This window comes from Paenibacillus sepulcri (genome assembly GCF_042647105.1).
Lineage (GTDB): Bacteria > Bacillota > Bacilli > Paenibacillales > Paenibacillaceae > Paenibacillus_Z > Paenibacillus_Z sepulcri.
Window position 1 is genome coordinate 6464222 of the sequence record NZ_JBHRUP010000001.1, and the last position, 13006, is coordinate 6477227.

At 54.4% G+C, this 13006-nt stretch carries 6 protein-coding genes; 2 read left to right on the top strand and 4 right to left on the bottom strand.

All coding sequences use genetic code 11. The annotated features are described in order from the left end of the window. Positions 1–258: 258 nt before the first annotated feature. Complete coding sequence (locus ACFOLF_RS28180) at positions 259–7749, top strand: sugar-binding protein (RefSeq protein WP_210037305.1); 7491 nt, start codon at positions 259–261, stop codon at positions 7747–7749. A gap of 186 nt (positions 7750–7935) precedes the next feature. Next, positions 7936–8964: an S-layer homology domain-containing protein gene (locus ACFOLF_RS28185; RefSeq protein WP_210037306.1), complete on the top strand. Its 1029-nt coding sequence runs from the start codon at positions 7936–7938 to the stop codon at positions 8962–8964. Between the two features lie 210 nt (positions 8965–9174). Here ACFOLF_RS28185 and ACFOLF_RS28190 read toward each other — a convergent pair whose 3' ends face one another. From ACFOLF_RS28190 to ACFOLF_RS28205, 4 genes are all read right to left on the bottom strand, one after another. Then, positions 9175–9936 (bottom strand): SDR family oxidoreductase, encoded by a 762-nt coding sequence (locus ACFOLF_RS28190; RefSeq protein WP_210037307.1) that lies wholly within the window; start codon positions 9934–9936, stop codon positions 9175–9177. Between the two features lie 441 nt (positions 9937–10377). Further along, positions 10378–11133 carry an SDR family oxidoreductase gene (locus tag ACFOLF_RS28195; protein ID WP_210037308.1) on the bottom strand — a complete coding sequence of 252 codons (756 nt, stop codon included), beginning with the start codon at positions 11131–11133 and terminating at the stop codon, positions 10378–10380. A gap of 67 nt (positions 11134–11200) precedes the next feature. Then, a complete protein-coding gene (locus tag ACFOLF_RS28200; protein ID WP_210037309.1) occupies positions 11201–11680 on the bottom strand; it encodes a carboxymuconolactone decarboxylase family protein in 480 nt (159 codons plus the stop codon). A 211-nt stretch (positions 11681–11891) separates the two neighbouring features. Next, on the bottom strand, positions 11892–12992 hold the full coding sequence (locus ACFOLF_RS28205; protein ID WP_210037310.1) for a GerAB/ArcD/ProY family transporter: 1101 nt from the start codon (positions 12990–12992) through the stop codon (positions 11892–11894). Between the last annotated feature and the right edge of the window lie 14 nt (positions 12993–13006).

Below are 13006 nucleotides of genomic sequence, written 5' to 3' on the forward strand. Positions count from 1 at the left end.
CATGCAAACGAACGAAACAGCAGGACATACCGCAGGTCCGCCATTCAACTGAAAGGGGGGATGCTATAAGGGGTTATAAGTATGACGGATTGCCGGAATTGACGACAGGACGAGATCCGCTATGCAACCACATCCTTGTAACTGCAGCGAAGCGGTCGCCACAGGCCTCAGGTAACGCTTCTGTTAAGGGAACTTAAGCGCCAAAGAAAGGTATGGAAAAAGAGGAGAATCCATTGCTGAAGAATGGGAGGAACATAGATGGAACTGATACGCAGATTCAGGCGGATTAATCGCTCCATGGCGTTTATATTGACGTTTGCCATGGTATTATCCAGCTTCTTGGGCATGAGCTTTCAAGTAAAAACGGCAAAGGCAGAGGAACCGCCGGTCAGCGAAAGCGACCGGATCACCTCGGTTATTTCGCCGGATTACCGCTCGGAAATCAATGACGATACCATTTCTGTTGAATTTTATAACAAAATCGGGACGTCGGCAGTGGTATATTCACAGAAGCAGCCTGATGATTTGAGCACTGACAGCAACGGCACGCGAGATGTGGTCGGCCAGGTTAATTTGGTTGACGGTCATGGAACGGTCGAATTCAAAGCCTCTGAATATCCATATGGTCCGATTTCTTTGCGGATCCAAGTCTTGAAAGACGGCGCAGAGATCGATAACTGTTACTTGCAGCTTTATAATAATGCAGGCGTCAATTGGAAAACCGGACTTGACAACGCGCCTGTAAATCCGGTAACGGCGGGAATGGATGTTGCCTATACGGATGATTTCAAGACCATGCCGACGATCAACAAAACCGGCATCGGCGCCCAATACGCTTCGGCCAAGGTAGACGAGGTGCGCGGCGGCATGTTCGGCTGGGCGGCCTTTGAAGATTACGACGGCCCGAACAATCCGTTTTCGATCGTCGACAACGATTTGATGAAGCTGTCGACGGTTTACCATCCGAGCGGCTATGTCCGCAACGATTACTGGAAGCAGAAAGTCAGCACTGGCTACCTGTCCTCCATGGACCAAGCGGGCGGAGGCTTCCATACGGAAGGCGGCCGCAACCAATATTTCGAAGCGAAAATGTTCTTTGGCCCGAATCCGGGCATGTGGCCGGCGTTCTGGACGCTGACAGCGAACGGCTACGTGCAGAACCCGGACATGGCGAATCAGCCGAGCGATGAGCTGGATATACTTGAAGGCTACATGGGCACGCCTTCCGGTTATCAGATCGCCTGGCATCCGTGGGGCTACGACAAGGCTCCGGATTCCGGCTACGATGCGAGCAAGCTTGGCGGCGGCTTCAATGCCAATCTGGATACGCCGGCGTTCAACAATATCAATCTGGCGATGGGCTTCCACACGCTGGGCGTCTACATCACGAAGGATTGGACGTACTACTACTGCGACAACGTGGAAGTGACCCGTCACCCGACATTGCCTTACAGCTGGCAATACGGCAATTATTTTATTATCAATGCCGCTGTATCCGATCACTACGGCATCTCTCCGAACAGCAGCGACCCATTCGAGAACTTCGACGTTCCGGGCGGATTCACGCGGTACGGCAACGAGAGCGACACTTACGTGGATTGGGTGCGTGTATATCAAGATGCTCCGGACACGGTGCGCTTCGAAAGCGTCTCTTCGGTCAAGGCGCTCTCCGGCGACATTGTACGCGTCAAGGTAACCCGCAATGAAACGGCCGCGAACCTGACCGGAACGTATCAGGTTGAGGCGCCGGCAGGATGGAAAATTATGAACGGCGATCAATTCGTCGACCTGAACGGGGTCTATGATGCGGCGTTCGCGGCAGGAGCAAGCAGCGACACGCTGACGTTCCTCGTGCCAAACGACTACACCGAGACGTCGAATATCCGCATCACGCCGGTGTCGAGCGCGAATACTTCCTACGCTCCGCTAGTCATCAGCGCGGAGGCAACCGGCGCGGAAGGCGATCTGATCCGCGTCGACAGCAGCACGTTCCCGTACCGCAACACGAGCGGGGGCGATGCCGGTTCTTGGGCAACGTACGATCCGAGCACGAATCTCAAAAACTACTTTAATTTCGTGGACGGCGGCTGGTGGCGCGACAGCTGGAGCTGGATGTATGTGCAAGAGTCGGCTTCAACCGTCATGCAGTTCAAGTTCAACGGCACCACCATCGCGCTGGATATGCTCGAATGCGGCGAATGCGGTCAGGCCGACATTTATTTGGACGGCCAGCTGCAGCAGCGCGTCGATTCCAACGCAATTGAGAATAAGCAGGTGCGGGCATTTGAGAAGAGCGGGCTCGAAGATGGCGACCATACGCTCGAAATCCGGGGCGTGGACAGCGAGGATAAGCGCTACATCCGGATCGCCGGCTTTGAATTCCGTCACTTTGAAGATCCGAACGCAGCCAAATTCTGGAGCGAGGATACGTTCTTCAAGGCGGGACCCGGGGATGAGGTTGCGATTACAATCAATCGTAACGGAGCGGGCGGTACCCGATTCGGTACCTACAACATGACCTTCCCGTCCGACGGCTGGCTGGTGAAGCAGGGCGAAGAATGGCAAGCCGTGACGAGCCAGTCATTCTCGACCAACCATTACACTGATACGATTCAGCTTAAGGTTCCTGCCGGATACACGGGCAAGAACGGCAAGATTACCATTACGCCTACGATCAGCGACGGTTCTTACGATCCGATTCAAGTCATCGTGCAGGCGCCGGACGATCCGGAAGCCCCTGCGATTACGGGCAGCGGCGAGCTGCGTTCCGTTGATCCGAGCAGCTATCCTTACGTATCCGGAGCAGGCGCGACGAACGGCAGCTGGAGCCAGTTCAACCACAGCTCGCAACCGAACGATTACTTCACGTTCAACGGCGGCTGGTGGAACGACAGCTTTAGCTGGATGTATACGTCTGCAAGTCCAGGGCAAACGCTGACGTTTACGTTCGAAGGGGACGCCGCTGCGCTTTACGCCCGTTACATTGACGGAGGCAGCTCGTTCGACGTTTATCTGGACGACGTGAAGCAGGCCTCTATCAATACAAACGGCAGCAGCGGCAAGAGAAGAGTATTCAGCAAGAGCGGTCTGACGGCCGGACAGCACGTACTCAAGCTTCAAGTGACGGGAGCAGGCGGCTCGGTGGCACTCGAAGGCTTCGAGTACGATTATATCAAGTCGGCGCAAGCCCAGACGATTCGCGTCGATTCCTCGACCTATCCGTACGTCAGCACCTCCGGCGGCACGGGCGGCAACTGGGCGAATTTCGACAAAACGACCCAGGGCAAAACCTACTTCGCCACGACCGGCGGCTGGTGGAGCGATTCCTGGGGCTGGATGTACGATAATGCCGGCAACAACGGCGATATTACCGCATTCACGTTCGACGGGACGGCCGTATCGGTCTTCATGCGCACTTACAACAAGGGCGGACTGCTGGACGTCTATCTCGACGGAACATACCAGACGACGATCGATTCCAGAAGCGATACGGAAGTATCGAACGTGAAAGCGTTCGAGAAGACCGGACTGCTCGGCGGCCAGCATAAGCTGGAGCTGAAGGTCAAAAGCGAAAGCGGCCGAGAATCCATAATCATCAGCGGATTCGAGTATGTCCACGATCCAAATGCGGCGGTAGCGAGCTTCACTGCCCCGGCGCAGATGAATGTCGTACAAGGGGAGAATGCGAGCATCGTCATCAACCGCGACGAAGCGGCGCAGGAGCTGTCCGGCACGTATGACATCACGTTCCCCGGCAGCGACTGGTCGGTCGTATCCGGCGCAAGCTTCGCTGCCGGCAGCGCGAGCGACACGATCGTCGTGAGCGTACCGGATACCTATGCACTGCAAAACGGCAAAATCGTCATCGCACCGACGGTCGACGGAAACAAGCTTCCGGCGATGACGGTCTCCGTCGTAGCTCCGAAGAAGGCGCTGAACGATCTGGTTACGCTGCTTTCTCCTTCGTATCGCGCCGAGCTTGACGGGACGACGACGCTCGACTTTATCGCGCCGGGCGGCTACGCGAAGGCGGCAGGCTACACGCTGCACCAGCCGGACGTCCAGCATCCGGATGTATCCGGATACATCGTCAAGCTTGCCGAGATCGACTTGGACAGCGACGGAAAGGGCACGATTTCGTTCGATGCCGATGAGTACCCGCACGGCCCGGTTGCCGTGAAGGTGAAGGCCTGGAAGACGGACGGCACGACGAGCATCGAGGATTACTTCCAGTTCTACAATACGGGCGGAACCGACTGGAATATCGGTCTGGACAGCGCGCCGATGCCGACTCAACTGGATGGCAAAGGCATGCAGGTCACGTTCGAGGATGATTTCAAAACGATGCCTACGATTTCGAAAACGGGCATCGACGCCCAAGGCAACCGCACGACTTATATTTCACATAAGCCGGATTACAAGGACTACGGCGACGCGTTGTTTGCCAATTACGGCAGCGCCTACGATCCGTTCAAGGTCGTCGAGGATTATATGAAGATCAAGACGACGTATTATGAAGATCCGCTTCCGGCGAGCGTTGACGGTTATCAGCGGCATTTTACGACCGGCTTCCTCAGTTCCGTCGGCGACGACGGGACCGGCTTCCGCACGAAGGGCTATACGGAGCAATACCTCGAAGCCCGCTTCTTCGTCGGAGCCAATCCGCGCCAGTGGCCGGCGTTCTGGACGCTGACAGGCGTGGACAGCGCAGCGACCGACGAGCTGGACATTATCGAAGCGTACCCGCCAAATGTATCGGGCTATTCGATCGCGACCCATCCATGGGGCTATGAGAACAGCAACGGCGGCGGCAAAAGCGTTAATACGGTCGAGCTGCTCGGCGGCGATGCCGGCAATATCTCGATGGGCTTCCATACGTACGGCGTGCTGATCACGGAAGAGTACACCTACTATTACTTCGACAATATCGAAGTGTATAAGCAGAAGACGCTTCCGCTGTCATGGCGCGAAGGCAATTATTTCATCATCAACAACGCCATGACCCAGAGCGATGCGTTCCCGCAAGGTTATGGCTTCGAGCGGTACGGCAATGAATCCGATATGTACATCGACTGGGTGCGCGTATATGAGCAGCCTCAACAAACATCGGATGTCATCTTCGATACGGCCGCTTTCAGTCCGGTGAACGTTACACCGGGCAGCGATCTGAGCCTGGACATCAACCGGGTCACGGACGGCGCGAAGGCGCTGAGCGGAACGTACGATATCGGCATGCCGACAGGCTGGTCCGTCGTCTCCGGCGGCTCGTTCAGCGTGGGATCTGCGAAGGACACGCTGGTGCTGCATGTGCCGGATAATTATGCCAACTACACTTACGATCTGAAAATCACGCCGGTAGCCGCAGCCGGGACCAGGTACAAGACGCTGACCGTGCAAACGAAAAACACGGACGACTCGCTCGGCGTCGAGACATATCCGGTTCTGAACGCGGCAGGCGACGGATGGGACGTCAAGGTGGCGCTCATCAACAAGCGTACGACGGGCACGCTCGCTGGCGGCTCGGTACAAATCGAAGAACCCGCCTCGCTTGCCGGCAGTTATGCATTCGGCGACATTGCGGCAGGCTCTCGGCAGTTCGTCACGATCCCGGCCTCGATGCTTTCCGCCGCAAGCCGGACCAAGTTCACGTTCCATATTACGAACGGAGACGGCTACGACCGAACGATCGAGAAAGACATCAGCAGCCTGACGGCGACGTGGGTGAACGAAGACCATCCGATCGTCGTGGACGGCACTATCGTTCCCGATCAATGGGCCGGCTCGCCAGTCATCCATCTGGGCGAAAGCCAGTCGACGTCCACCGACGGCAAGCCGTACAGCGCAAGCGACCGGTCGGCCGATCAATACGTCAAATGGGATGACAATCACCTGTACCTTGCCGTCTCGGTAAACGACGACGCGCATAGCATGGACGCGGCCGACGTGTACGGCTCCTGGGGCTCGGACAGTCTGCAGGTGTCGTTCGATCCCGAGCGTCCCGGCAGAACGGCGTCGGATGACAGCCATCCGCGTTTTATCGCATCACTGAATGCGAATACGGGCGTTTCCGCGCTGGGCGTCGAGACGTGGGGGCCGGTCACGACCGGCAATCTGAACGATATCCAGTACAAATTCACCCGGGACGAGGTCAATCACAAAACGAACTACGTGATCGCCTTCCCGTGGAGCAGCCTTCTGACCGATGCGCGCAAGCCGGCGGCGGCGGATCTGACGGATCTCGGCATCGCCGTGCTGGTCAACGATAATGACGGGGGCGGCCGCGAAGGCTGGCTCGAATATATGAGCGGCATTGGAACCGGCAAGGATCCGACGAAGTTTGGCGATCTGATTCTGTCATCCAGCTCGTCGCTGCAGCCGCAGGAGCCTGCGGATTCCATGCATGCGACGATTGCCGGCCCGGCGGCGGCTTATGTCGGGCAGCCGATCGACCTTAATGTCGGCGTCGCAGGCGTGGCGGATCGCTTCACGATTGCCGATCTGACCGTGAATTACGATCCGAACAAGCTGGAATTCGATACTGCAGCAGATGAGAGCGGTAAGCTCAGTCTGGCCGAAAGCGCCATCGCTTCGCTGAAAAGCGGGTTCGTCGTGCTTGGCACGGCGGTCAAACCGGAGCTTGGGCAAATCCGTATTCTGATGGCCAGCGAAGGCGCCAATAACGGCGTGCAAACGGACGGCGATCTGCTGGTGCTGCACGGCAGGATCCAAACGGGCTCCGCGATCGGAACAACCGCAGTTGCGCTGTCGAACTTTACGGTCGGCGAGGAAGGCGTGACCGCGGCAGTCGATACAACCGGCTCATCCGCCGGCATCGAAATCGGCAATGTCGACAAGAACGCGCTGAGCATGGCGATTGAAAGCGCACAAAGCTTGCATGACGCCGCTGTGGAAGGCACGCAGGCCGGCATGTATGCGGTCGGCTCCAAAGCCGTGCTGCAGACGGCGATCGAAATCGCGGCTGCCGTCAGAGACAATGTCTCGGCAACCCAACCGGACGTGAATGCGGCAGCTGCGGCGCTTGCGGGCGCGGTAGCTGAATTTAACGGCAAAATCATTGTCGTCAACGTCGATAAGGCTGCGCTGAATGCGGCGATTGCCGACGCGCAAAGCTTGCATGACGCCGCTGTGGAAGGCACGCAGGCCGGCATGTATGTTATCGGCTCCAAAGCCGTACTGCAGACAGCGATCGAAATCGCGGCCGCCGTCAGAGACAACGTCTCGGCAACCCAATCGGACGTGGATGCGGCAGCTGCAGCGCTTGCGGGCGCGGTAGCTGAATTTAACGGAAAAATTGTTGGCGTCAGCGCCGATAAGGCTGAGCTCGTCACGGCGATTGCCGGCGTGCAAAGCAAGTACAATGCCGCGTTGGAAGGAACGAAGCTCGGCATGTATGCGGTCGGCTCGAAGGCCACCCTGCAAGCGGCGATCAGCAGCGCGATCGCGGTAAGGGATAGTGCCTCGGCGACCCAAAGCCAGGTGAACCAGTCCGTATCTGAATTGAACGCTGCGTTGCAAACGTTCCTGACCAAGCTGATTACGCTTGTTCCGGGCGAGACCAGCATTACGATCAAGGATCTGTCGCTCGTCGTGAAATACTTCGGCAAGAAATCAACGGATGAGGGCTGGGATTCCATTGCCTTAGCCGACTTGTTCGACAACGGCGAAATTACGATCCAGACGCTTGCCGGCGTTGCCCGCATGATTCTCGACGACTGGCTCGCGCAGTAACCGGCGAATTGGCGAACCGGAGGAAGGCTTTCGAGCCTTCCTTTTGTCGAAATCCAAGCATGAACAGGCTTCGCCCTATAACCACGCTTTAATGTATTTTCCGGAATGAAACGCGCCCCGCCGTCTAAGGACAGCGATAGCCGTTTCACCTTGGTGAAACAGATAAGGAAAGGAAGTGCATTCTCAATGCCTCGCAAACTGTTTTTTAGTTTTCTCATCAGCCTGCTGCTCGGCGCTCAGGGGCTTGCGCATGCACGGGCGGCGGCGGCTCCGGTCTATGCCCTGGCGGCGAGTCCGACAGCTTCGGCCGTCGGCCAAGTCGTCCGGATTGCTCTGCAGGGGCGGGAGCTTGCCGACGTCTATGCTTTCGACGTTACGCTTAGCTACGATCCCGCCAAGCTGCGCTTCAAGGAGGCTTCAAGCAGTATCCCGGGGATGTCGACCAACCCGATTCTGAGTGCCGGCCAGGTTCGCTTCGCACATACGAAGATCGGCAAGACGGCAGGAGTCGGCGGCAGCGCGACATTGGCAACGCTTTCGTTCGAGGCGGTCGGAACAGGCGAGGCTAACGTCGCCATCAAGGAACTGAAGCTGGTCGATTCGAAGCTGAACATGACCACCCTGCAACCGGATGCCCGGTCGACGTTGAGCATCGGCGCGGCGACCGCTTTCGTCGATGTCGGAGCCAACTGGTCCTGGGCCGCGGAGGCGATCGGTTATTTAGCTGCCAAGGGCATCGTAAGCGGAACGGGCAACGGCAAGTACGAGCCCGCCCGTCCGGTGAAGCGCGGCGATCTGATGCTGATGCTCGTGCGGGCATTCGGCCTCAAGCCGCAGGCGGACGGGGGCAACTTTGCCGATGTCCCAAAAGGCAAATACTACTATGAAGCGATTGCTGCGGCCAAAGCACTCGGCATCGCCACAGGAGATGGAGCAGGTTTCAAGCCCGAGGCGGCGGTGTCGCGGCAGGACATGATGGTGCTTATCGACCGCACGCTGCGGGCGCTCGGAAGGGAGCTTCCGCAGCCGGCCGGGTCGGATCTGGACGGCTTTGCAGATAAAGACTGTATCGCCGACTATGCCAAACTGTCCGTTGCCGCACTGGTGAAGGCGGGTATCGTGAAGGGCGGTTCCCTGGGCATCGAGCCGACTAAAGTCACGAACCGCGCCGAAACGGCGGTCATTCTTTATCGAATTCTGCTGCAGCAACCATAAATTCGGACTCCAACAGGGCCGCTCATGTCCAACCGGGACAGGGGCGGCCCTTACGGTATTCAGGCTGTTTTTGATGAAATTGCGGTATATTTCACGAAATTTCAATGTCGGACATCTGCGGCGAGTTTTGCTTCTATAGATGCCAATATGAAGTCAGAACAACAGTCATTTTGTTTAACCTGCACAAGCAGACCCTTTTCGTAAGCGTAGTTATTCAATGGTGTTTTTCGTTGCCTTATAAATATTTTCTGCGTATTCGTCGATTTCATCTCGTGACATGCGCAACCGTTCCACAGAAGTCCCATATCCAATTTCCTGTTTCCCCTCTTCTAATCCTTTGAAAATTCCATCCGCGAAGGCATCTAAAGGTTCTCCGTGCGTATGCAGCCCCGTTCCGCCTAAATTCGTATTCACTGCCGGGGGAGCAACTTCGATAACTTCTACAGACGTATCGGAAAGTTGAAGTCTTAGACTCATGGTAAAGGAATGAAGCGCCGCTTTCGTCGCTGAATAGATCGGGGCGATCGCAAACGGCGTAAAAGCTAGCCCGGATGTGACGTTAAGGATAGTCCCCGCTTCTTTTGCTGCAAAAAATGGAGCGAACAGCATAGATAGATGGAAAGGTGCTTCAATGTTAGTGGTAATCTCTTTGCTGAAATGATTCCAATTGTTCTTCGCATCTGTTTTTAACACATTAAAGCGTTGTTGGATCCCTGCATTGTTAACTAACACATTCACTTCTGGATAATTCGCTGTTACCCAATCAAACAATGCAACACGCTCGGATTCAATATCCAAATCACTTACACGAGTAATAAGGCTAGGGAACTTTTCTTTCGCAGTTTGTAGTACATTTTCACGTCGTCCAGAAACAATGACTTTATTTCCGGCTTTTATAAAGCGCTCTGCAAAAGCTAATCCTATTCCAGAACTTCCGCCTGTAATAAGTATTGTATTTCCTGAGAGTTTCATTATAGTTCCTCTTCTCCATTATTTTCTTCACTTCATAACTAAGCGCTGTAAACCAAAGAGAGGGGCTAGATTCAAACCTAACTTATTGTAACGATCTAAGGAGGAAAATAACAGTGGAATCCATATTTGAATTGGAAAATAAGCTAGATGCATTATCCACTTGATATGGAATGTGGTGACCCAATGGGACAATGGACCGAATTGGAGGGCAGATTGCAGCGTATGGAAAATATTGATCTCGGCATTATTAATCTTGAAGATTAAGCTGACCAAATACGCATCGCCACAAAGAGCCCTTTCCAGGGTTCGTTGTGGCGATGCGTATTGGAGTACAAAGTTTCGTATCCGATGCCGATTGCAGTTAGCGTTTCGGTATTACGGAACTAGATAGGTTGCAAACATAGGTCTTTCGATTCCGGGTGTCGACCCTGGCGTGCCGAATTACCTTTGAGATGTGGACTGGCTGAGCCAATCCTTGAAACGCGTCGCGGTGATGCGCGGGTTTTCGCCCGGGACCAGAGATTGATCGTTCAGCGCTGCACCGAAGTATCGCGCGTTGTCGTCTACGACCACCTGACGGGTGTCCTGCGTTGCGCTCAGGAATTGACGGACGAGTTCGTCGAGACGCATCCGTTCTGGACCAGCGACCTCAACCACGCCGTTCACTGGGGCCCCGAGTGTGAAGTTGACCAGCGCGGCAGCAACGTCATCCGAAACGATGGGCTGCACAAATACAGACGGCAAGCGAACGCTTTGCCCTTCGGTGGCTGTATAGGCGATGCTGTTGACGAACTCGAAGAACTGTGTCGCACGAACGATTGTATAGGGAATCTTTGAAGCCTTGATCAAATCCTCCTGGGCCATCTTCGCGCGGAAATAACCGCTCTGGAGAAGTCGGTCGGTGCCGACGACCGAGAGCGCAACGTGATGTCTCACTCCAGCGGCCGCTTCAGCGGCAAAGAGGTTTCGACCTGACGTCTCGAAGAACTCCATAACTGCCTTGTCCTCGAACGAAGGCGAATTCGCCACGTCGACGACAACCTGGGCACCGCTAAGCGCTTCAGCCAGCCCCTCGCCAGTGATGGTGTTGACGCCCAGGGAAGGCGATGCCGCCACTACCTCATGGCCAAGGCCATGAAGGTTGTTTACGAGCTTTGTTCCAATAAGCCCACTTCCGCCAATAACTACAATTTTCATGTTGATCCTCCTAGTTAGCAGCCCGTAAGCCGGAGCTCGTGATGTTTAAATTTGTTATTGCAAGAGATTAGCTCAGTCCCGCTTTAGTTAATCCAAATGCCGCGTCAGCCGAACCCGGCACATTCTTGAAAGCGATGTTTATGCGGTTCCAGGCATTGATCGCCATGACCGAGAAGGTCAGGTCGGAGATTTCTTTTTCAGACAACTGCTCGCGAACGCGGTTATAGACATCGTCAGGCACACCGTGCTCGGGCAGTTTGGTCAGGATCTCGGTCCATGCCAGTGCGGCCCGTTCGCGGGGAATAAAAAGAGTCGATTCCCGCCAAATCGGGAGGTGATAGAGACGAAGCTCGCTCTCGCCATGGATCTTGGCCTGTTTGACATGCATGTCCAGGCAGAATCCGCACCCATTGATTTGCGAAGCCCTGATATGAACAAGATCGAGAATCTTCTCTTCAATTACGCTATTGTTTTCGGCGTTGCTGAATTCCATCAGCTTTTTAAAAAGCTCCGGCGATTGCTGCATATAGTTTAGACGTTGTGTCATTGAATGTACCTCTCTTTACTGTTTTAGTTTTATTGAAAGACCAGTCTTCTTCGTGTTCTTAGCTCGTGCCAGCAGAAGTAATGAAACAATCATAGAGCCGCTGTTACATTCATGGTGCTGTCACCTCCACCCGCGTTTTTGCCATCGTACATATAACGACGCTGCGATTCATTCTGTGACAACGGAGCAGACGCTGCCAATTTGAAACCGGTCAGATTATGTCTGATGCTTTACGGTGCTGCCGCAAACTGCCGATCATCCATAAAATCAAGGGAATGACAATGTAGACGAAGGGGTAAAAGTAGCCGATCAGAAAAAAATTCTTAAGCGTATACGACATCCGGATATGGTGCGTGCTGTAGATCACGAACATCAGCCAGATAAAAGTCGTCAGGCAGGCGATAAGCTTCCAATTCTTGAAGCCGGTCCATTCGGATAACCCGTAGCTAAGGATGAACAAGCACACCGATAATTTAATAAAGGCGCCAAACAGCCAAAGCGGGATGAAAAAAGCATCGATATTCTGAACGAAATTGAGGATGGATACATACTTCGTGAGAGAGTATACAGGAGTCACCAATTGAGAGGCCATGTTTGGCCCGACTACGAACAGAAGCACCAGTGTGGTTAATACGCCCCATAACATAGAAACCGCCGTTCCCCACAGAATCGCACGAGAGGCGGTTTGCTTGTTCTCGGCGAAAAAGAACAGCATGAGAATGATCGAAGGATCTATCATATAGTTGAACGAATATAAAGTGCCCTTAAGAATGTGAAACCAGCCCGAGTCGGCATAGATGGGCAAAATTCTCTTCATATCCATATCATGCGGATTCAGGAACAGCTGCGCGAATAACATGAAGACGAAAATGGGGCCAATGATCTCGGCGCAGCGGCTAATAGCCGTTATCCCCCCTCTATATACGGCATAAGCAACGAGAAACAACAAACACAGCAGGATGAGGTTCATCGGCGTGTTATGGAGCATCACCAAATTTTGAAATTCTACGGTTCCTTTTGCGATGATGTTCATCTGCATAAACCAAAGGAGGAAATAAACCACGACGACTATTTTACCGAGCACGGTACCTAAAAGGTCTTTCACGAAATTTATTAACGTTTTGTCCTTATTTTGCATGCATACACGGAGCATGATCCAGGTGGCGGCCATCATGATCAAGCCCCCAAGCAGAATGGAAATCCAGCAGTCCTGTCGGGATTCCTCCGCGGCTAACCGGATGGGAAGGTAGGAAAACACGATCATGGACGAGATACTGATCAGCCAGAATAGCTGATAACCGCTTACTTTCATCCTTCGCTGCCACT

Coding starts and splice junctions, on each gene's coding strand:
- ACFOLF_RS28180 (WP_210037305.1), top strand. CDS start 259: ATGGAACTGATACGCAGATTCAGGCGGATTAATCGCTCCATGGCGTTT.
- ACFOLF_RS28185 (WP_210037306.1), top strand. CDS start 7,936: ATGCCTCGCAAACTGTTTTTTAGTTTTCTCATCAGCCTGCTGCTCGGC.
- ACFOLF_RS28190 (WP_210037307.1), bottom strand. CDS start 9,936: ATGAAACTCTCAGGAAATACAATACTTATTACAGGCGGAAGTTCTGGA.
- ACFOLF_RS28195 (WP_210037308.1), bottom strand. CDS start 11,133: ATGAAAATTGTAGTTATTGGCGGAAGTGGGCTTATTGGAACAAAGCTC.
- ACFOLF_RS28200 (WP_210037309.1), bottom strand. CDS start 11,680: ATGACACAACGTCTAAACTATATGCAGCAATCGCCGGAGCTTTTTAAA.
- ACFOLF_RS28205 (WP_210037310.1), bottom strand. CDS start 12,992: ATGAAAGTAAGCGGTTATCAGCTATTCTGGCTGATCAGTATCTCGTCC.